The 22,831-nt window shown below is 48.3% G+C and carries 14 protein-coding genes; 9 read left to right on the top strand and 5 right to left on the bottom strand.

Annotated elements, in window-relative coordinates; all coding sequences use genetic code 11:
* Window positions 1-178 precede the first annotated feature (178 nt).
* On the bottom strand, window positions 179-1,192 hold the full coding sequence (locus BMZ54_RS19350) for a LacI family DNA-binding transcriptional regulator (RefSeq protein WP_089915637.1): 1,014 nt from the start codon (window positions 1,190-1,192) through the stop codon (window positions 179-181).
* A gap of 450 nt (window positions 1,193-1,642) precedes the next feature.
* On the opposite strand from BMZ54_RS19350, the gene BMZ54_RS19345 reads away from it, so the two are divergent.
* The 4 genes from BMZ54_RS19345 (at window position 1,643) to uxaC (ending at window position 8,964) form a co-directional block, all read left to right on the top strand.
* A complete protein-coding gene (locus BMZ54_RS19345) occupies window positions 1,643-3,979 on the top strand; it encodes a glycosyl hydrolase family 28 protein (RefSeq protein ID WP_089915634.1) in 2,337 nt (778 codons plus the stop codon).
* 12 nt (window positions 3,980-3,991) lie between these two features.
* Window positions 3,992-5,884, top strand: coding sequence for a glycoside hydrolase family 88 protein (locus BMZ54_RS19340; RefSeq protein WP_089915632.1), 1,893 nt, complete (start codon window positions 3,992-3,994; stop codon window positions 5,882-5,884).
* Window positions 5,885-5,989: 105 nt separating this feature from the next.
* The gene (locus BMZ54_RS19335; RefSeq protein WP_238386624.1) at window positions 5,990-7,522 is read left to right on the top strand and encodes a tagaturonate reductase; all 1,533 of its coding nucleotides are present in this window, start codon (window positions 5,990-5,992) and stop codon (window positions 7,520-7,522) included.
* Between the two features lie 11 nt (window positions 7,523-7,533).
* Window positions 7,534-8,964, top strand: a complete 1,431-nt coding sequence (gene uxaC / locus BMZ54_RS19330) for a glucuronate isomerase (RefSeq protein ID WP_089915626.1) — start codon at window positions 7,534-7,536, stop codon at window positions 8,962-8,964.
* 43 nt (window positions 8,965-9,007) lie between these two features.
* On the opposite strand, the gene BMZ54_RS19325 is transcribed toward uxaC, so the two are convergent.
* Complete coding sequence (locus BMZ54_RS19325) at window positions 9,008-9,817, bottom strand: helix-turn-helix domain-containing protein (RefSeq protein WP_089915623.1); 810 nt, start codon at window positions 9,815-9,817, stop codon at window positions 9,008-9,010.
* A 113-nt stretch (window positions 9,818-9,930) separates the two neighbouring features.
* Here BMZ54_RS19325 and BMZ54_RS19320 point away from each other — a divergent pair, with 113 nt between their 5' ends.
* The gene (locus BMZ54_RS19320; protein ID WP_089915621.1) at window positions 9,931-12,384 is read left to right on the top strand and encodes a M1 family metallopeptidase; all 2,454 of its coding nucleotides are present in this window, start codon (window positions 9,931-9,933) and stop codon (window positions 12,382-12,384) included.
* A gap of 56 nt (window positions 12,385-12,440) precedes the next feature.
* Here BMZ54_RS19320 and BMZ54_RS19315 read toward each other — a convergent pair whose 3' ends face one another.
* A complete protein-coding gene (locus BMZ54_RS19315; RefSeq protein ID WP_202909296.1) occupies window positions 12,441-13,283 on the bottom strand; it encodes an EamA family transporter in 843 nt (280 codons plus the stop codon).
* Between the two features lie 353 nt (window positions 13,284-13,636).
* On the opposite strand from BMZ54_RS19315, the gene BMZ54_RS19310 reads away from it, so the two are divergent.
* Window positions 13,637-14,641: a LacI family DNA-binding transcriptional regulator gene (locus tag BMZ54_RS19310; RefSeq protein WP_089915618.1), complete on the top strand. Its 1,005-nt coding sequence runs from the start codon at window positions 13,637-13,639 to the stop codon at window positions 14,639-14,641.
* Between the two features lie 67 nt (window positions 14,642-14,708).
* On the opposite strand, the gene BMZ54_RS19305 is transcribed toward BMZ54_RS19310, so the two are convergent.
* Window positions 14,709-15,125: a bacterial transcriptional activator domain-containing protein gene (locus BMZ54_RS19305; protein ID WP_143081071.1), complete on the bottom strand. Its 417-nt coding sequence runs from the start codon at window positions 15,123-15,125 to the stop codon at window positions 14,709-14,711.
* A 36-nt stretch (window positions 15,126-15,161) separates the two neighbouring features.
* Window positions 15,162-15,758, bottom strand: coding sequence for a hypothetical protein (locus BMZ54_RS19300; RefSeq protein ID WP_202909295.1), 597 nt, complete (start codon window positions 15,756-15,758; stop codon window positions 15,162-15,164).
* Between the two features lie 410 nt (window positions 15,759-16,168).
* Here BMZ54_RS19300 and BMZ54_RS19295 point away from each other — a divergent pair, with 410 nt between their 5' ends.
* The 3 genes from BMZ54_RS19295 (at window position 16,169) to BMZ54_RS19285 (ending at window position 22,742) form a co-directional block, all read left to right on the top strand.
* On the top strand, window positions 16,169-19,114 hold the full coding sequence (locus BMZ54_RS19295; protein ID WP_238386623.1) for a SusC/RagA family TonB-linked outer membrane protein: 2,946 nt from the start codon (window positions 16,169-16,171) through the stop codon (window positions 19,112-19,114).
* 19 nt (window positions 19,115-19,133) lie between these two features.
* Window positions 19,134-20,735, top strand: a complete 1,602-nt coding sequence (locus BMZ54_RS19290; protein ID WP_089915609.1) for a RagB/SusD family nutrient uptake outer membrane protein — start codon at window positions 19,134-19,136, stop codon at window positions 20,733-20,735.
* A 159-nt stretch (window positions 20,736-20,894) separates the two neighbouring features.
* A complete protein-coding gene (locus BMZ54_RS19285) occupies window positions 20,895-22,742 on the top strand; it encodes a glycoside hydrolase family 13 protein (protein WP_089915606.1) in 1,848 nt (615 codons plus the stop codon).
* Window positions 22,743-22,831: the final 89 nt, after the last annotated feature.

Here is a 22,831-nt window from a genome sequence, read left to right as displayed (position 1 = left end):
AGGATAAAGCAGAAAGCAAAAAGCCGGAAGTATAACGTAATGCAGTAAGCCAGGCCAATAGTTGTAAAGTTGTTAAAAGCCAAGCCCTTAGCAAAACATTGTCAACAAAACATAAGGAGCTTTATGCTTTATCCTTTCGGCTTTGTGCTTTGTGCTTTATGCTTTCTGCTTTGCGCTTTCAGCTAACAATCAAGCTTGTAGCCAATATCCTTCTCTCAAAATCTTTCACCGGCCGTTTGCTTTCTATAAGCTGCAACAGCAGCTCAGTAGCTACCTGTCCCATTTCAAAGGCAGGCTGCCGTACAACGGTCAGAGGCGGATCTAAGAGCTCTATAAGATCAGAGTTGGAAAAGCCTACTACGGCTATATCTTCGGGAATGCGGATCCCTTTTCTTTTCAGCACACGCATGGTGCCGGTAGTTAGTTTATCAGAACCGGTAAAAATAGCATCGGGCCGGGGGCGCACCTTCAGAAGCTGTGTAATGGCTTCCTCTACTTCAGACAGCATCATGCCGCCATGAAAGCAATATTTGATCAGCTGTTTACGCGGCTTTATATGCTTTTGCGCCAGCGCTTCCACATATCCGGCCACTCTTTCGCGGGTAATGGAAAGGTTTTCTGAATTGGTGATGGTGGCAATATTGTTATACCCCTGTTTTATCAGGTGCATGGTAGCATCATAGGCGCCGCGGAAATTATCCACCATTACCTTATGCGTATTAATATCTTCCACAATACGGTCAAAGAATACAATAGGAAATCCCCGCTCATGCAGGGCTTTCAGGTGCTGCAGGTCTTTGGTGGCGGTAGATACAGAGATCAGCAGACCGTCAATAGAGCGGGATGACAGGTACTGAAGGGTCATTACCTCCTTGTCGTATGATTCATGGCTTTGGGAGATGATCACATTATATCCCTTATCATTCGCTACAGATTCAATCCCGTTAATAGCCTGCGAAAAAAAGCTGTTGGCAATCTCCGCCACGATCACCCCGATGGAGCGGCTCCTTTTCTCTTTCAGGCTCAGGGCTATGGGATTGGGATGGTAGTTGATACGGGTGGCATATTCCAGCACCAGCTGTTTGGTTTCTGTACTGATCTCGTGGCTGTCACGCAAGGCACGGGAAACCGTGGAGGTAGACAGACCCAAAGCTTTGGCAATATCCTTTATAGTGGCTGCTGCAAATTTCATAACGGATCAGTAAAAATAAGGTTTTTTAACAGGTTTTAATAGTGAATAATTAGCGTGTATTATGAATATTAATTATTTAGCATTTGTTACGGCAGCACATATTCAAAACATAAGCAGCTTTATGCTTTCTGCTTTCCCCTTTCAGCTTAACGCCCCCTGCATCGTTCCCGGCAACGTTTGCGTAAAAAAATCATCCTAAATGCTTTTGTATTACTGAATATAGCTGTACAATTGTTAAATCGGATACCGGCCGCATGTTAGCCACAGTGTTAACTTTGCATATCTACATTATACGCACCGCTGTCCGGTATTTTCCATGCACATGCTTACTAACGTTATGAATAAATCACCGCAAACCGACTGCTGATAATCACCCACGCGGGCGCCTTAAAGTAGAGGGCATCCCGGAAGTATTTAGCACCGCTGATTTTGCCTAAAGCAATTGAGTTAATGAAATTATATATCACCTTACTGTTGTCGTTATTCGGATGGCTGCAAAGCGCACAAACGCCTCGTGTATTCATGATAGGAGATTCCACCATGGCCGATAAGCCTTTGATAGATAACCCTGAAAGAGGCTGGGGGCAGCTGTTTCCGCTGTTCTTTGAAAAAGGGGTGGAGATAAAGAACTATGCCGTGAATGGCCGCAGCACCAAAAGTTTTATTAATGAGCATCGCTGGGATAGTGTGCTGGCGCAGCTAAGGCCCGGCGATTATGTCATGATCCAGTTTGGCCATAATGATCAGAAGATCTCAGACAGCACCCGTTATGCAGCTCCGCATACTACCTACAAAGAGAACCTGCTGCGCTTTGTGCAGGAGGCCCGCGCTAAAGGCGCTAATCCCATTCTGCTTACACCGGTAATGCGCCGTAAGTTTGATGAGAATGGGAAGTTTGTAGATCAGCATGGCGACTATCCCGGCGTAGTAAGGGAAGTAGCCGCCGCTAATAAGGTTCCTTTGATAGATCTGCATAAAAGCAGCGAAGCGCTGCTGGTAAAGCTGGGGCCCGAAGGTTCAGTAAAAATGTTCAAGACCACACCGGCAGGCCATTATAACACGCTGCCTCAGGGAGTGGAAGACAATACGCATTTCAATACCTATGGCGCCACTTGCATTGCAAGCCTGGTAGCAAAAGAGATCTCCGAAAAACATTTACCGCTGGCCCAATACCTGGCCAAAACACCCTTTGAAGGCAAGTACCGTTTTGACCTGCCGGAGATCTACGAACCGCACTTCCGCCGTGATACGCTTAACATTGCAGATGCAGGCGCAAAGGCAGACGGTATTACACTCAACACACAGATCATTAATACTACGATAGCAACCTGCAGCAGTAAAGGCGGCGGAGTAGTGCTGATACCGGAAGGTATGTGGCTCACCGGCCCTATTGTACTCAAAAGCAATGTGAACCTGCATCTGGCAGCCGGCGCGGTATTACAGTTCTCAGCCAGTCACGATCAATACCCCCTTGTGGAAACCACCTATGAGGGATTACGCGCCGTACGCTGCCAGGCGCCGGTATCGGGGGTTGACCTGGAAAATATAGCCATTACCGGTAGTGGCATTATTGATGGCGCCGGCGATGCCTGGCGCGCCGTGAAAAAAGATAAGCTCACGGAAACACAGTGGAAGAAGTTAGTAGCTTCCGGCGGTATGATCGGTGAAGGTAAGGACAGCAGCGGCTGGTACCCTTCCCGAAACTATTACAATGCTTCCAAAATGAAGCTGGTAGGCGTTATCATGCCCGGTAAAAAGATCAGCGATTATGAAGATGTAAAGGATTTTCTGCGGCCTAACCTTATCAGCATCAGCAGCTGTAAGAATGTGCTGCTGGAAGGCGTTACCTTCCAGAACTCGCCGGCCTGGTGCCTGCATCCCCTGTTATGTGAGAACATTACGTTACGGAATGTATATGCAAAAAATCCCTGGTACGCGCAGAATGGCGATGGGGTAGACCTGGAATCCTGCAATTATGCACGTATCACCGGCTGCACTTTTGATGTGGGGGATGATGGCATCTGCATTAAATCCGGGCGTGATGAGCAGGGCCGTAAAAGAGGCAAGCCAACAGAAAACACCATTGTAGATAATTGCACAGTATACCACGCCCACGGCGGATTTGTAATAGGCAGCGAAATGTCAGGCGGAGCGCGTAACCTGTTTGTATCCAACTGTACTTTTATGGGTACGGATATTGGCCTGCGCTTTAAAACCACCCGTGGCCGCGGCGGTGTAGTAGAAAAAATTTACATCTCAGATATAAAGATGAAAGATATTCCCGGCGAAGCTATTTTGTTTGATATGTACTACGCAGCTGTAGACCCGGTGCCCTTATCCGGCGAAAAAAGGGAAGCGCCCAAAGTAGAGGTGTTTCCTGTAACAGAAGCCACGCCACAGTTCCGGGATTTTCATATCAGCAATATTGTATGTAACAATGCCGCCAAAGCAGTATTCATACGTGGTTTACCGGAAATGCCTATCTCCGGTATTTTCATGGATCATATGACCATCAGCGCAAAGAAGGGGATCGAATGCATGGAAGCAAAAAATATACACCTGTCTGATGTGCACCTGCTCATCAAAGATACCGGCGCGCTGATCACAGTACGCAGCAGCCAGGATCTTACGTTCAATAACATCAGGTACGACCAGGCTAACCGGTTTATGACCCTGCAGGGCGAAAAGTGCAGCAACATACTGGTAACTGGCACCGATATACGTAAATCAAAAGAAGGTACACAATTCACTGCAGGCGCCACTAACAAGGCACTACAGGTAAAGTAAGCAAACAGGATCATGCAGAAAACAAACGCATTATTCATTACCATACTGGCCCTGGCCCTCAGCGCCGCCGTTGCTCACGCGCAGTCCGCAGCTATGGCCACTACCATGATGCGTAAATGGAAAGATTCCGCATCCAGCCCCCCCAATTGGACCTACGACCACGGGGTAGTGCTGGAAGGTATTGCCGGCCTTTGGCAAAATACCGGCGATGCCAGGTACTTCAGCTATGTGCAGCAAAGCATGGATCATTATATAGATGATCAGGGCAACATACGTACCTATAAAGCGCAGGACTATAACATAGATAATGTAAAGAACGGCACATTGTTACTTTTGCTGTACAGGGTTACCGGTCATGAGAAGTATAAAAAAGCAGCAGACCATCTGCGGGAGCAGCTGCGCACCCAGCCCCGCACTAACGACGGCGGTTTCTGGCACAAACAGCGTTACCCTTACCAGATGTGGCTGGACGGCCTGTATATGGGTGAACCTTTTTATGCAGAATATGCAGCCCTCTTTCATGAGGATACTGCCTTCAATGATATTACCCGCCAGTTTGTGCTGATGGAAAAACATTCCCGCGATGATCGTACCGGCCTGCTGTACCACGGTTGGGATGAATCCCGGCAACAGCAATGGGCCGATAAGACTACCGGCCGCTCGCCCAACTTCTGGGACCGGGCCATGGGCTGGTATGGTATGGCCCTGGTAGATGTGCTGGACCATTTCCCTGCAGATCATAAAGGCAGGGATACGCTTATTGCCATCCTGAACCGCTATGCCGCTGCAGTAAAGAAATACCAGGACCCTGTTTCCGGCTGCTGGTACCAGGTAATGGATAAGGCAAAGGAAAAAGGTAATTACCTGGAAGCCTCCGGCTCCTGCATGTTCGTATATGCATTGGAGAAAGGAGTAAGAAAAGGATATCTACCGCTTACCTATCGTGCAGTAGCACAAAAAGGTTTTGCCGGTATCCAGAAACAGTTCGTTAAGCCGGCAGAAGCAGGCGGCGTAAACCTGGAAGGCGTGTGCAGCGTAGCGGGCCTGGGCGGGAATCCCTACCGCGATGGCAGCTATGCCTATTACCTCAGCGAAAAGGTAGTGACCAATGACCCCAAAGGTGCAGGCGCTTATATTATGGCTGCCAATGAAATGGAAATGCTGCCCGCATTAAACACCGGTAAAGGGCTTAGGGTTACTTTAGATCAGTACTTTAATAACGAATGGCGTAAGGATGCTGCCGGTCAAATGCAGCGCTGGCACTACGTATGGAACGAAAAGGATAACAACGGTTATTCCCTGTTTGGCCATGTATTTAACCGTTATGGCGTAGCACTGGATACCTTATCTGTAGCGCCTACGACCGCCAACCTGCAGCACAGCAACATTTATGTCATAGTGGATCCGGATACACAAAAGGAAACCGCAAAGCCTAATTACATGACGGCGCAGGATGCGGAGCAGCTGTACAACTGGGTAAAAGCAGGCGGTGTGCTGGTGATCATGGAAAATGATTCTGCCAATGCAGAACTGCAGCATATCAACCTGTTAACAGAACGTTTTGGTATTCATTTTAATGAGGACAGCCGTAACCATGTGCAGGGACGGCAGTTTGAGCAGGGCGCATTACAGATCCCTGCCGGGCATCCCATTTTTGCGCACACCAAAAAAGTATATATCAAAGAGCTGAGCAGCATGACGCTGAAATCACCTGCTACGGCTGTATATAAAGATGGGGACCATGTGCTGATGTCAGTGGCAAAGGTGGGTAAGGGCGCCGTATTCGCCGTAGGCGATCCCTGGTTTTACAATGAGTACCTGGATGGCAGAAAGCTGCCGCCGGAATACGAAAATTACCAGGCCGCTACAGACCTGGTGAACTGGTTGATTAAACAGGCGAAATAAGTCCATGGTCCATAGTCCATGGACCATAGCTTATAACGCAAAATAGGTAATACTGGAGAAGGCCATGGACTATGGACCATGGACCATCGACTTTAAAAATTTGTCATGATGAAACAGTTGTCTAAAGAACAATTATCAGCACTAAAAAGCAATACAGCTTTACAGCTGCCGGAAGCCTCCCATTTACAGCTACCCGAAAAGGTATTACAGTTTGGTACCGGTGTGCTGTTACGCGGCCTGCCGGATTATTTTATAGACAAAGCTAATAAAGCCGGCATATTCAACGGCCGGGTGGTGATCGTAAAATCCACCGGCAAGGGTACTACCGATGCTTTTGCAGAGCAGGATGGCCTGTACACGCTTTGTGTGCGTGGTATTGAGCAGGGGCAGCAGGTAGAAGAAAATATCCTGAACGCATCCATCAGCCGTGTATTAAGCGCTGCCGCAGAATGGCCGGCCATCCTGCAATGCGCGGAAAACCCGGATATGCAGGTCATCATATCCAATACCACAGAAGTAGGCATCACCCTCACCGATGATAATGTGCATGCCGCGCCACCAGCCTCTTTCCCGGGTAAATTATTGGCCTTCCTGTACCATCGTTACCAGCATTTTAATGGTGCAGCAGATAAAGGGATGGTCATTATTCCCACGGAGCTGATCGTAGACAATGGTAAAAAATTAAAGGACATAGTGCTGGAGCTGGCCACCCGTAATAGTTTGCCGGAAGCCTTTATCAGCTGGGTAGCGCAGTCAAATTATTTCTGCAGCTCGCTGGTAGACCGTATTGTGCCTGGCGCATTACCTGGAAAAGAGCAGGAAGCCATGCAGCAGAAGCTGGGTTATAAAGATGACCTCATGATCATGTCGGAAGTTTACCGCTTATGGGCTATTGAAACCGGCAGCGAAATAGTAAAGCAACGTTTAAGCTTCAGTGAAGCAGATAGCGGTGTTGTACTGGCGCCGGATATTAATATATTCCGGGAGCTGAAGCTGCGCCTCCTGAACGGTACCCATACTTTTAGCTGCGGGTTGGCAGTGCTGGCTGGTTTTACTACTGTACGCCAGGCCATGGAAGATGCGGATATGGAAGCTGCCATTGCCTCGCTCATGTTACAGGAAATGGTACCCGCTATCACCGATATTTATATCACTGCTGCTGCGGCCACGCAATTTGCACATAGTGTGCTGGACCGCTTCCGTAACCCGCACCTCGCGCATCAGTGGATCAGCATCACCATGCAGTACACCTCCAAAATGAAGATGCGTAATGTGCCCGTATTGCTGCGCCATTACAGCCGCACGCAGGAAGCGCCGCAGCTGATGGCATTAGGCTTTGCTGCTTACCTGCTGTTCATGCGCAGTGAGCAAACGGCAGAAGGGGATTACAAAGGCACTGCAAACGGCCAGGTATATACAATAACAGACGATCATGCAGGCTGGTATCATGCCCAGTGGAAACGCCTGGAACCTGCGGTGCTGGTAAGAACTGTATTAAGCAATACCGCGCTGTGGGGTACGGATCTTACGGAGCTGAAAGGTTTTGCCACCGCAGTTACCAACATGCTCTCCGCCCTGTTACAGGAAGGCGCCGGCAGCCTGCTGAAAAAAGTTAATCATGTTAAGATGAGTGTATAAATTAATAAAGTATGAAAAAGTTCCTGGATGAGCATTTCCTATTAAACAGTGCCACTGCTCAGCGTTTATACCATGAGTATGCAAAAGAAATGCCGGTGATCGATTACCACTGCCACCTGCCGCCCGCACAAATAGCAGCGGATATGCAGTTTGAGAATTTAACACAAGCCTGGCTATACGGCGATCACTATAAGTGGAGGGCCATGCGTACCAACGGCGTGCATGAAAGTTACTGCACGGGTAATAAGCCGGATTGGGAAAAGTTTGAGCAATGGGCCGCCACCGTACCCTATACCTTACGCAACCCGCTTTACCACTGGACACACCTGGAGCTGCAACGTTACTTTGATGTGAACGAGGTCCTCAATCCATCTTCCGCTGCCAGGATCTACGGCGAGTGTACGGAAAAGCTGCAGAGCCCTGATTTCTCCGTGCGCAACCTGCTGCGCAAAATGAAAGTAGCGCTGGTATGTACTACAGACGACCCGGTAGATACGCTGGAATACCATCAGCAGCTGAAAAAAGAAGGCTTCGAGATCCCCATCCTGCCTGCATTCCGGCCGGATGCATCTATGAATGTGGATGATCCCGTAAAATATAACCAATACCTGGAAAAGCTGGGAAAAGCTTCGGATGTTACTATCAACAGCTACCAGGACCTGCTGGATGCGCTGCGTAACCGGCACGATTTCTTTGCCGCTAATGGCTGCTCCGTATCAGACCATGGTATTGAAGAAATTTATGCAGATGATTTTACTGATACAGAAATAGCAGCCATCTTCCAAAAAATAAGAGGTGGCGCCGCATTGTCACGGGAAGAGAACCGCAAGTTCAAATCCGCATTGTTGCTGGAGCTGGCAGAGTGGGACTGGGAAAAAGGCTGGGTGCAGCAATACCACCTGGGCGCTTTACGTAATAACAATTCCCGTATGCTGCGCCAGCTGGGGCCCGATACCGGCTGGGATTCCATCGGTGATTTTTCGCAGGCACGTGCTCTTGCCAAATTCCTGGATCGTTTGGACGGTCAGGACAAGCTGGCCAAAACCATCCTGTATAATCTGAACCCTTCTGACAATGAGCTGCTGGCCACTATGATCGGTAATTTCAATGATGGTTCCGTTGCAGGTAAGGTGCAATTTGGTTCTGCCTGGTGGTTCCTGGATCAGAAAGATGGTATGATCAAACAGCTGAATGCCTTATCCAATATGGGTTTGCTAAGCCGTTTTGTGGGAATGCTCACAGATTCGCGTAGCTTTTTGTCTTATCCCCGCCATGAATATTTCCGGCGTATAGTATGTGAGCTGTTTGGCCAGGAAATTGAAAGCGGAGAGCTGCCCAATGATCTACCCTGGGTAGGTAAGGTGGTGCAGGACATCTGCTATTTTAATGCACAACAATATTTCAACTGGCAGTTCCTGGAGCAGCAGGTGGCCATTTCATAACGCACCTTTCACATTGTTTTAAACTTCCCTTTTACACGCCGGCCTACGCGGTTGCTTTCCTGTATTGCAGCGGTGTAAGGCCGGTAATTTTTTTGAAGATCCGCCCGAAATGGCTTTGATCCGCGAAGTTACACTCCACGGCAATCTGCGCCAGGTTCTGCTGCGTATGCCGCAATAACGTACAGGCGCGGTCTGTCTTTAGCTGGTTTACATATTCACCGATACTTACGCCATATGCTTTCTTAAACGCCCGAACAATATGAAAGGGACTCATTTGCGTAATGGCTGATAATTCAGCCAGCGCTACCGGTTCCTGCTGTTCATGCAGTATTTCTTTTACCATGCGCAACCAGTTGGGCACATCGTTATGTAATGCTTTTTCCCGCAGGAACAGGGCCATGCATTCCAGTGTAAGGCCTTCTATCATCAGGTTAGACCAGGCATGGTATTGCTGGAACTCCGCCTGCATTTTATGGATCAATAGTTTCAACGCCGTACTTTTTAAGCGGGCAATTTTAGTCAGGGTGAAAGGTCCTGCTTCAAATTTACTGAGCCAGCCCGCATCTATTTCTATATTAAAGCAGCTGGCTGCAGCTGCCGGGAATGCGTTGCTGTGTGCAATACCCGCAGGGTGAAAAACAATATCTTCCTGCTCGCAGATCAGCTTACCGGACACAGATTGTTCCTGGTAGCTGCCATGCTGCACATAACAGAGATAGCTGTTCTCATGAAAATGATCGGGCAACGTAGTGTGAATGGGGTAGTTGCTTAAAGTAAGGATCACCCCTTTGGTTTGCACTTTCTTCTGAATGTTGCCATAATAATCCCCCTGGTGTAAGATACTGCGGCTCATAAATGTATTTAATGAATAAAGGTACCAATAGCAAGATAGTAACAAAACCGCAATAACGTACTATCCCGTGCCAATGCGCCATCCTAGCTTTGTGGCATATTAAAAGCCAACGGATGAACAAGCAATTTTTTTTAATAATAGTTCTTTTTCTTCTTATCATGTTGCCTGCTAAAGCGCAGCAGCCGGGTGTTTACCGGGAAACAGCCCCGAAGGTCAACAGCCTGGTGCATACTGAGCTGGAAGTGAGTTTTGACAATCGCAAAGAGCTGCTGCATGGCAAGGCCTGGATCATATTGCAGCCATATGCCTATGCAGTGGATTCGCTTACGCTGGATGCAAAGAGTATGCTCATCCACGAGCTGGCCTTAATGAAAGCCGGTAAAAAGCAACCGTTAAAATATAGGTACGATAGCGCCCAATTGCAGATAAAGCTGGATAAAACTTACCGCCCCGGCGAAAAGTATACCATCTATATTGCTTATACCGCGCAGCCGGCATTGGTTAAATCGCAAGGCAGCAGCGCCATTACCAGCGCCCGCGGTTTATATTTCACGAACCCGGATAGTACTATTCCCGGAAAGCCGGTACAGATCTGGACCCAGGGCGAAACCGAAGCATCCTCCGCCTGGTTTCCCACCATTGATAAGCCAAATCAGAAGATGACCACAGAGATCCGCATGACGGTGCCTGCCGCTTATACCACTCTTTCCAACGGCCGTTTAGCGGCACAACATTCCAATGGCGATGGCACCCGCACAGATACCTGGAAAATGGAGCTGCCGCATGCGCCTTACCTGGTAATGATGGCCACCGGTATGTACTACATTTACAAAGACAAATGGAAGAATAGGGAAGTAAGCTATTATGTGGAGCCGGCGCAGGCGCCTTATGCAAAAAAGCTGTTTGCCAACACCCCGGAGATGATGACCTTTATCTCCAATACCCTGGGTGTAGACTATCCCTGGAATAAATATGCACAGATCATTGTACGGGATTTTGTAAGCGGCGCCATGGAAAATACTACTGCCACCGTACATGGCGATTTCACTTACCAGAACGACCGGCAGCTGACCGATGACCGCGTTTGGGATGGCAACATTGTACATGAGCTGTTTCACCAGTGGTTTGGCGATTATGTAACCACGGAAAGCTGGAGCAACCTTACTGTGAATGAATCGTTTGCCAACTACAGCGAAACCCTGTGGCAGGAATACAAATACGGTCCCGATGCCGGCGACTATACGAACAACAATGCGTTGAAAATATACATGGATGGTGGCCTGGCAGATGAACAAAAGAACCTGGTGCGTTTTTATTACGATACGCAGGAAGATGTGATCGACCGCGTTACTTACCAGAAAGGCGGCCGCATTCTGCACATGCTGCGTAACTGTCTGGGTAAGGAGGTGTTTTACAAAGGCCTGCACCTGTACCTTACGCAGAATGCATTTAAAACAGGAGAAGCGCAGCAGCTGCGTTTAGCCCTGGAAGAAGCCAGCGGCCGCGATCTTAACTGGTTCTTTAACCAATGGTACTATGGCAGCGGGCATCCTTACCTCGATGTTCAGTATAACTGGAACGCAGCTACGGGAATACAAACCGTGTACGTGCAGCAAACACAGGCCGGTAAAACATTTACTCTTCCTTTCGCCATTGATATATATACTAACGGGAAAAAAGAACGCCACGAAGTATGGATGAAGCAAAAAGCGGATACCTTCCGCTTTGCTTTGCCCTCCCGCCCGGAGCTGGTGAATGTAGATGCAGATAAAGTATTGATCGCGGTAAAAACAGATCATAAGTCCTTGCAGGAATATGCTTACCAGTATTTTCATGCCCCTCTGTATATGGATCGCCTGGAAGCCATTCAAAAAGCAGCTGCCGCACAGCAGGATGCTGATGCCCGTAAAGTATTAGTAGCCGCCTGTAAAGATAAATTCTTCCGCCTGCGCATCACGGCCATGGATTCGCTGAACATGCAGCAGCCGGAATTGAAGGCTGCTGCGCTGCCGGTATTACTGAACTTGGCCAGGACAGACAGTTTTACCCTGGTGCAGGCTGCTGCCATCAAGGCCATTGGCCGGTTGAAAGACACTACATACATGCCCCTGTTCCGGGAAAAAATAAACAGCCGTTCCTATGGCGTACAGGCCGCTGCGTTAAGCGCCATGGCAGCCGTGAATATGCCGGAAGCAAAACACTATGCCGCCATGCTGGAAAAAGACAGTAAGGATTATTTAAGCTGGGCGCTGGCTGCGGTATACGTAATGTCCGGCGATACCACGAAGCTGGATTTCTTTAGCCGCACGCTCGACAGTATGTTCACCAATATGAAGTCCCGCGTGGTAGTAGGTTATCTGAAGCTGCTGGAACAAACCAGCGATAATGTTACGTTCAATGACAACTTTCAAAAAGCGCTGAAATATGTGCGTGATTATAAACCCTACCATTTGCAGGGCCGCTTTGTACCCGTCCTGCAATCTATAAAGGACCGGAAAACCGCCGCGCATTTAGATGCCCAGGCCAGTATGGTAAGCGCCGCTATTCAGGAAATGACCACGCCGTAAATGATAAATGTAAAAGGTAATGCAGCTAATAGCAGCTGCATTACCTTTTCATAATCCTACTCCTTACTTCGTTTCTGCCCCATTACCATCGCAAACAACATCACACTCACGCCTGCCCATTGCAGCAGCGACATATTTTCCTTTAACACCAGGTGCGCCGTAACCACCGCCACCGGCAGCTCTGCTGTCATGAGTATAGCGCCCAGCACTACACCTGTTTTCGGAATCCCGGCAGCAAACAGCAATGGCGGAATAATGGTTCCGAAGAAAGCCAGGAACAGGGCCCATTTGGCTAAGCCCATTGATAATTGCCCGTCAAATAAAAAATGAGGTCTGGCAATTATAAAAATGATGATGGTGGATCCTGTCATCATCAGCGCACTCTTTTTTAATGCAGGTAAAGTATTGCCTACCCGCCCGCTGGCCACTACATAAATACCGTAAACAGCCGCGGAAGCCATAGCTAACAGGATGCCTTTTATGGGCAATGTTCCCCGGGCATCAGCTACCCCGCTGGCCATTACCGTACCAGCCATGATCAGCAGCATAGCCGCCAGCTGCAGCGTTGTAGGCCGTTTCCGGAAAAAGGCCCATTCCAGCAGCATGCTGATCCAGGTAAACTGCATCAGGAAAATAATAGCCACAGAAGCGGGGATCCATTTGACAGACAGGTAATATAAATGCGTGCATAACCCAATGCTGGTGCCGGCCAGCAGCACCGGCCATACCGGTCCCGGGGCCCCTTCCCGCTTACGGGTTAGTATATATAATAACCACAACACGCACATGCCCAAACAGGCCTGGGAGCCGGAAATATCGCCGGTGGCATAACCTTCCTGGTAGGCAACTTTTACAAAAGTAGAGAGGATGCCGAAGCAGCAGGCCCCGGCAAAAACCATGATAATATATTTAAGCATTGAATAAAAAACATTGTAATGCACTGCCACAAAGCCTTTCACAGCTTTGGTAAAGCGCGGTAAATAAACCGGGAAATAGAAAAGGAGAGGGCAGGGGATCACAGCACCGGCATTAGCTGCCGGCTATAAACAGAAAGTAACAGGGATCCTGTACTTATTTGCCTGCCCTGGTATAAGGCGGCGGGGGAGGGGTAGAAAAGCTGCCAATGGCGCTCAGGCGGGCAGCGGTAAGGTGAAATATTCCGGGCAAAGTCATGGCTAAAAATTAATCTGCATAAAAATACGCAATTTATTAGCTAAATTTTATCGTTCAAATATATTGTAATTTCGCGCCGATGGATAAAGTTGATATTAAAGAGCTGGCAAAGGACCTGAAATTGTCCACATCAACCGTGTCAAGAGCCTTCCGGGGCAACAGCGATATCAATGCGCAAACAAAAGAGCGCATCCTGGCCCGCGCCCGGGAGCTGAACTACCAGCCAAACCTCTATGCCAGCAACCTGCGGGAGAAAAAAAGTAATACCATTGCCATCATTGTACCGGAGCTGGCCAACGATTTCTTTTCACAGGCCATCAAAGGGATTGAACGGGTGGCCAGGGAAAAGGGCTACCATTCGCTGATCTACGTTACGGATGATGAATACCAGCTGGAAGTTTCCATTATCAATGATCTCTCCAATGGCAGGGTAGATGGCATTATTATGTCGGCATCCGGTGAAGCCAAAGATCACAATTACCTGAAACAGCTGAAAAAGAGGCATATGCCCCTGGTATTTTTTGACCGGGTGTATGATGATATTGACGTGGCCAAGGTAACTACTAACGACTATGAAAGCAGCTTTAATGCCACCAGGCACCTGGTAGCAGCGGGTTGTAAGAAGATCGTTTTCCTGGTGATCAACAAAAGCCTGTCCATCGGTAACGTGCGTATGCAGGGGTATGTGGATGCGCTGGCTGCAGAAGGCATTCCCTTTAACAAAGACCTGGTAATAGATTGCAGCAACGATCATAAGAAAAGCTACAACATCATTTCCAAAGTTTTAACCACCATAAAGCCGGATGGGGTGTTTGCGGCAGTAGAGCGCCTGGCTATTGTAAGTTATTACGTTTGCCAGGATCTGAATATCAACATTCCTAAAAAAGTAAAGATCATCAGTTTTTCCAGCCTGGAAATTGCACCGCTGTTAAGTCCTTCGCTCACTACCATCACGCAACCCGCGCGGGACCTAGGTGTACATGCTGCGCAGCTGCTGTTCAAATCATTGGAAAGTGGTGCGCCGGTGCATGATCATGTAGTGCTGAAGTCTAAGATCATTCCGCGGAAGTCAACCAGCTCCTGAGGCGGAGCGGTTTTAGTTACGGATCGTTGTTTCCTGCATCATCGCTAATGGTATGAACAATATCCTTCTACTTCTTTGGCCGTTTTTTCAAACGTGCCGTTACCATCTCTTTGCGCCGGGTCCATTTTTTGATTACAGAATTATCATTCAGCATTTCACCCTTACTGTTCATTAATCCCAGGCTTTTTGCAAGGGACTTAAACAACGAAGCTCCCTTTTTGTGTTGTTGCAGCCATTGCCGTTGTGCCTCCCGGGCGTGCGTTTCATATGTTTTTAAAGCAAGATTAATAACCTTCAGCTCGCCTGGGTAATCCTTTTGTTTTCGATGTAATATCATTAAACGCTGCCAGGCCTGTTCCTCCAGCGGATCGTTCGCTACTGCCTGTTGATATAATGTAATGGCCCTGGCGCTATCGCCCTGAGATTCTGCATCTTTGGCTTCCACCAATAACAGGTGATTGGATGTTCTTTTTCTTACAGCCATGTACAATGTATACCAAGGGACGTGCCAGGTGGGCCGTTAAGGGGTCGCTCTATTCCTGTCTTTGACTATCAATAGGGCTTCATTTTTGTTCGTCCTCCACAGATGAATTTCATAAAAATCTTCGCCGTCAAGTCCATCTTCACTTATTTTATCAAGGTTGCCATAGTAAATGCGGGCCCGGTGGGTTCCGGGTGTAACCTCTATTCTTAGAGCGTCAGGAAAATAATCGGTGCACCCTGCCAGCACCAGTCTGCCGGTATCCGTCTCCAGGCTGCACTCATTTATCTGTGCGATATGCTCGTTATCAGCTATCATTTCCGGTTCGCTATCAAATATTTTAACAGTAACCGGAACGTGCATATTCCTGACTGTTCCCACGCCGATGGTACCCGGCGCCAAAGCTAATAGTCTGTCAACTGCTTCCTGTGTCCAGGAATCAGAAAGATCACCGTCTGCATTTTCATCCTGGATATAAAACTGAAAGTAGTCCGCAAATAACTCTGTTTTTGTTTCTTTAATCATTGCAAAAAAGATGGTTTGGAGTTTGCATGCCAAAATAAGGGATAAAAATAAATATGCGGTAAGGGTCTCTTCCCTGAAATTTTTATTCCTGCAGCCGTCCGGAAAAATCACCCGTCGCCGTTTTCCTTTTCCCTTTAATTTTCATCACAACAACCGGCTGGTAATTCACCCGTCATCACCTCCCTTCTCCTTAAATTTTTCCCCGCCACCGCCCGCCCGGATCACCCTCCAGAACTCCGCAATCCATTGCATTCTGTCGCCGCGTAGCTTGCGATCCATCCCCGCTACTCCTTATCCATAAAGCATTTCAGCATATTTCCCCTCACCCGGTTTAACACTTTGTTAAAATTTTTTTTGCAGTTCCGGAAATTCATTTACTTTAGCGGCATCGTTATGTAATATTTTTTTGCCACGTTTCGGGAACGTTCCCGGTATCGTTCCCGAGCTTAACTAAAACTGAACAAAAATTTCACAGGATGCAAAAACTACGCCTTCTCAAGTATCTGTTACTGTTGTGCTTTATGGCGTGTTCCCTTATCACCTATGCACAAACAGGTAATATCAGCGGTAAGGTGACCGACGAAACAGGTCAGCCGCTACCCGGGGCCACCGTGTTCATTAAGGGAACCAATCAGAATACCATCGCTGGCCCGGATGGCAGTTTCAAATTGCCGGTTAACAGCGGCAATGTTATTGTGGTAATAAGAATGATCGGCTATCAGCCCATAGAGCGGCCTTTCACCATTAACGGCGCGCTGCAGCAGGATTTCCAGCTCAGCGCAGATACCCGCGGCCTGAATGAAGTAGTGGTAGTAGGTTACGGTACACAAAAGAAAAGTGACCTTACCGGATCTATCACCGCCATCAGCTCCAAAGATTTTAATAAAGGCACTGTTACCACACCGGAACAGCTGATCACCGGCAGGGTAGCAGGTGTGCAGATCTCTTCCAACGGCGGTGCACCGGGAGCCGGCAGTAAGATCCGCATCCGTGGCGGTTCTTCCCTGAATGCCAGCAACGATCCGCTGATAGTGGTAGATGGAGTGCCGTTGGATAACGCCGAAGTAAAAGGTACCTCCAACCCATTAAGCTTCATTAACCCCAATGATATTGAAAGCTTCAACATCCTGAAAGATGCTTCTGCAACAGCTATCTACGGTTCCCGCGCTTCCAATGGTGTGATCATCATCACCACCAAAAAAGGAAAAGTAGGGGATCAGCTGCGTGTGAACTTCAGCACTATCAACTCCCTGTCGCAGAAAGAAGGTATTGTACCGGTACTATCCGCAGACCAGTTCCGCCAGGTAGTGAACGAGCATGGCACCGCTGCGCAGAAAGCATTGCTGGGCACCGCCAATACTAACTGGCAGGATGCTATTTACCGCACTGCTTTTAGTACGGATAATAACCTGAATCTTAGCGGTGCTGTTAAGTCGCTGCCCTACCGCGTATCAGTAGGTTTTACAAACCAGGATGGGATTCTCAAAACCTCCAGCATGCGCCGCCAGTCTGCCAGCATCAGCTTAAGCCCGCACCTGCTGGATGATCATTTGAAAATAGACCTGAATGTAAGAGGCGCTATCACCAAGAGCCGTTTTGCAGACCAGGAAGCCATTAATGCTGCCGTGGCTTTTGATCCCACTCAACCCATTCACACTACCAATGCATTTGGTAACTATTTTGAATGGCTGGATCCTACCACCAATAACACCGCGCCTAACACGCTGGCTACCCGCAACCCTTTGAGCATGCTGGAGCTGAAGAATGATAAAGGCGAAGTGAAGAGAAGCCTGGGTAATATCGCATTCGATTATAAATTTCACTTCCTGCCGGAATTAAGAGCTAACCTGAACCTGGGTTACGACGTATCTAAAACAGAAGGCCGTACCCTGATACCGGCTTATGCAGGCAACGTATTTAACCGCGGAGGTACTGATAAATCTTATTCACAAACGCGCAACAACAAGCTGCTGGATTTTTACCTGAACTATGCAAAGGACCTGAAGGGTATCAGCAGCCGTATTGATGTAACAGGCGGTTACTCTTACCAGGATTTCATCCGTACAGAACCAACTTACCCTGATCTGAACGCAAAAGGCGATACCATCAGCGCTGCCGGCATACCGTTTAAAACACAGAACACCTTAGTATCATTTTTTGGAAGATTGAATTATACTCTGCTGGACCGCTACCTGTTAACAGTTACCGTACGCCGCGACGGATCATCCCGTTTCCGGCAGCACTGGGGCACTTTCCCTTCAGCAGCACTGGCCTGGCGTATTAACCAGGAAGCCTTCCTGAAAAATTCCAAAACCATTTCTGACCTGAAACTGCGTGTAGGCTACGGTGTTACCGGTCAGCAGGATTTCGGCGGGCTCTTAACCGATTACCCTTACCTGCCCCGTTACACGCTCAGCGATCCTACCGCGCAGTACCAGTTTGGTAACAGCTATTACCTTACCCTGCGCCCGGAAGGTTATGACGCCAACATCAAATGGGAAGAAACAAAAACTTATAACGCCGGCCTGGACTTCGGTTTCCTGAATAACCGCATTTCCGGCAGCGTGGATTATTACGTGAAGAAAACAAAAGACCTGCTGAGCGTAATACCGGTAGCAGCCGGCTCTAACCTTACCAACCAGCTGCTTACCAACGTAGGTAACATTGAAACAAAAGGTATTGAGTTCACCCTCAACGCTACGCCCATCAGCACCAAAGACTTTAGCTGGGATGCAGGTTTTAACTTCACCTACAATACCATAAAGATCACCAACCTTACCAAGGTGCAGGATCCCAAGGCGCAGGGCATACCCATAGGCACTATTTCCGGCGGTACCGGTAACACGGTTGAGATCCACTCCGTAGGTTACGCACCCTTCTCTTACTATGTGTACAAACAAGTGTATAAAGATGGTAAACCGGTAGAAGGGCAGTATGAAGACCTGAATAAAGACGGGCAGATAACGCCGGATGACCGTTACCGTTATAAATCACCCAATCCTAAATTCCTGTTAGGGTTCAACTCACAGTTCGGTTATAAGAGCTGGAACCTGGGATTCTCTTTACGCGGCAGCATTGGCAACTATGTATATAACAATGCCAGCTCCAACAACGGCGCTTACCGCAACTTCTCTTACCAGAACTACCTGGCTAATATGTCCACCAGCATAAATGAAACCGGTTTTGCAGTGAACCAGTATTTCTCTGATTATTACGTAGAGAATGCTTCTTTCCTGCGCATGGATAACCTGAGCCTGGGCTATAACTTCAAACACCTGTTAAGGGATAAGGTGAATCTGCGTGTATCCGCCACCGTACAAAACCTGTTCGTGATCACCGGTTACAGCGGCCTGGATCCTGAATTAGGGAACGATAAAGTGGGCACCACAAATGTAGGCGAAGGCATAGACAACAAGTTCTATCCCCGTCCCCGCGTGTATTCCCTGGGTGTGAATCTTGATTTTTAATTGACCAAAACCGGAAAAAATGATAAAGCAATATATCAATAAATGGGTAGTGGCCGGCTGTGTGAGTATGACCTTACTGGCCAGCTCCTGCACCAAAGACCTGGACCGTGTACCGTTCTATGACCAAACATCAGCCAGCGTATATAACGATTTTAAGAATTACAAATCCATCCTGGCCAAGCTGTATGCAGGTTATGCTATCAGCGGCCAGCAAGGGCCTGCAGGTAAGCCGGACCTTACCGGTATCGATGAAGGTTTTTCCAACTACATCCGCCAGTACTGGTCCGCACAGGAGCTGTCTACAGATGAAGCAGTAATATCCTGGAACGACGGTACTTTGCCGGACTATCACAAAATGACCTGGACCACCGGCAATGAATTTGTGAAAGCTACGTACGACCGTATCTTCTACGAAATAGCCGTGTGTAATGAGTTCATCCGCGAAACAACGGACGATAAGCTGAGTAGCCACAGCATCAGCGGCGCAGATCTGGAAGAAGCAAAACACTTCCGTGCAGAAGCCCGTTTCTTAAGAGCCCTGGCTTACTGGCATGCACTGGACCTGTTTGGTAACGTGCCTTTTTCTACAGAAACAGATGAAGTGAGCGCATCCTTTTTTCCCAAACAGATCAACCGCGCAGACCTGTTCAATTACATAGAAGCAGAGCTGAAAGCTATTGATGCCGACCTGGTAGATGCCCGCCAGAATGAGTATGGCCGCGCAGATAAAGCTGCTGCCTGGACCCTGCTGGCAAAGCTGTACCTGAATGCAGAAGTATACATTAAACAACCGAAATACACGGAAACCATTGCTTATTGCACTAAAGTGATAGGTGCAGGATATGCGCTGTCAGATGAATACCGTAAGCTGTTCCTGACAGATAACAACACCTCTCCCGAGATCATTTTCCCCATCACATTTGATGGCATCCGCACCAAAACCTATGGCGGCATGACCTTTCTGGTGCATGCAGCAGTAGGAGGCAGCATGCCTGCAGCCAGTTTTGGCATTAACGGCGGATGGGCCGGTTTGCGCACCACCAAAGCTTTTGTAGGGCAGTTTGCCGATCCTTCCGGCAACACGGATAAACGCGCCATGTTCTACACCAGCGGGCAAAACCTGGAGATCAACGACATCTTTACATTTACCGATGGTTATGCTATTGGCAAGTACCGCAACGTAAGCAGCACAGGTGTACACGGCTCTGACCAGACAGGCGATTTTCCGGATACAGATTATCCGATGTTCCGCCTGGCAGATGTGTACCTGATGTATGCAGAAGCAGTAGTGCGCGGCGGTACCGGCGGCAGTGCTGCAACGGCCCTGCAATATGTGAACAACCTGCGCACACGCGCATACGGAAATACCAGTGGTAATATTACGCAGCCGCAGCTTACGCAGGATTTTATTCTTGGAGAAAGAGGCCGTGAGCTGTTCTGGGAAGGGCAGCGCAGAACAGACCTGATCCGCTTTGGTAAATTTACCGGCAGCAGCTACCTGTGGCCCTGGAAAGGTAATGTGAAGGAAGGCAAGGCGGTGGATGATTACCGCACGCTGTATCCCATCCCCGCTGCCGACAGAACTGCGAATCCGAATTTGCAACAAAACACAGGATACTAATTCAATTACGAATTATTCAATTACGAATTACGAATTGTGTACTGCGTGAGGGTGGATTGTTCTATTATAATTGAAGGTTACAGAAATACAATAAATTCACTCATCCGCTGCATTCTAATTCGTAATTGATTAATTCGTAATTAAAGAACGGAGTTTTACATGAAGCAACTATTTCTCATAGTCGTACTATTTCTAAGCGTTACTACTTCCTCAAATGCTCAGTTGCCGCCGCTGGAGCGCATCGAGCCCGCATTCTGGTGGGCAGGGATGCAGCAACCCTTTCTGCAGTTAATTGTACATGGGAATAAGATAGCGGAACGCAATGTGCAGCTGGAATACCCGGGCGTGACCTTAAAGCAAGTGCATAAGGTAGAAAATCCAAATTACCTGTTTGTAGACCTGGATATTACTGCCGCCGCTAAACCCGGTACCTTTAAGCTCCGGTTTACCAAACCCGGCGCAAGGGAGATCAGCTATAGCTATGAGCTGAAAGCCCGTAACCACGCGACAAAAGCGCAGGGCATAACCAATAAGGACCTGGTATATCTTATAATGCCGGACCGTTTTGCCAATGGCGATAAAAGCAACGACATTGTAAAAAGCATGCAGCAAACCACCCTCAACCGGGACTCTATGTATTACCGGCACGGTGGCGATCTGCAGGGCATTATTGATCACCTGGATTATCTGCAGGACCTGGGCATTACCACCTTGTGGCTGAATCCTGTGCTGGAGAACGACCAGCCTTCCGCATCCTATCACGGTTATGCCGCTACGGAAAATTACCGCATTGACCGCCGCTATGGTAACAACGAGCTGTATAAAAAACTAACAGACGAGCTGCACAAGCGCGGCATGAAAATGATCCAGGACCTGGTGCATAACCACATTGGCAGCCGCCACTGGACCATGCTGGACCTGCCTTCCAAAGACTGGGTGCATCAATGGCCGGAATTTACCCGCTCTAATTTCAAAGAGCAGCCCATCTTTGACCCCTACGCAGCACAGGCTGATAAAAAGCTCATGACCGATGGCTGGTTCGACCTTCACATGCCGGACATGAACCAGGCCAACCCTTATGTGCGTAATTATTTTACACAAAGCCATATCTGGTGGATAGAATATGCCGGTGTGGATGGTTTCCGCCTGGATACCTACGGTTATAACGATGCCGGGTATATGAAAGAGTGGGCGGAGGCCATGAAAAAGGAATACCCTCAGCTCACTTTCTTTGGCGAAACCTTTGTGCATGGCGTACCTAACCAGGCCGTGTTTACACAGGGCAATACCCTTAACCATGGCTTTGATACGGAATTACAGGGTGTAACGGACTTCCAGTTCCTCTGGGCTGTTTCAGACCTGGTGAATGGCAAAACCAAAGCGCAGGACGGCGTTACCGGCTTGTATAATATGCTGTCCAATGATTTCGTATACCAGGACGCTACCCGTAATGTGATCTTCCTGGATAATCATGACCTGAGCCGTTTCTTTTCCGTTACTAACGAAAACATTCCTAAGTATAAGATGGCGCTGGCCTGCATGCTTACCACCCGTGGTATTCCGCAGCTTTATTACGGCGCAGAAATATTAATGAAGAATTTCTGTAATCCCGATGGCCTGGTTCGGGAAGATTTTAAGGGCGGATGGGCAGGTGATACCGTGAACAAGTTCACCGCTGCCGGCCGCACTGCTGCAGAGAACGAAGTGTTTGATTACCTGCGTAAGCTGGCTAATTGCCGCAAGCAGCACGAAGTGCTGCAAACCGGTAAGCTGATGCAATATGTACCGGAAAACGGGATATATGTGTATTTTCGTTACAACGATGCCAAAACCGTGATGGTGATCCTGAACGGAAATGACACTCCCCAAAGCCTGGCCACTACAAGATTTACAGAACGGATCAATGGGTTTAGCAAAGCCCAGGACATTATCACCGGTAAAGAACAATCCATAACAGATACTATCAGCATCCCCGCGAATACCACGCTGGTGCTGGAATTAAAATAATCAGAACGCTGAATGCCAAATGCTGAGCGCAGCAGCAACAGCACAAGGGAAATGAAAATACAGCGCGTTTGGCGTTTGGTATTCAGCGT

Source organism: Chitinophaga rupis, assembly GCF_900109685.1.
Taxonomy (GTDB): Bacteria; Bacteroidota; Bacteroidia; order Chitinophagales; family Chitinophagaceae; genus Chitinophaga; species Chitinophaga rupis.
Note: the sequence above shows the minus strand (reverse complement) of the source record. Positions and strands in the feature narration are given on the sequence as shown.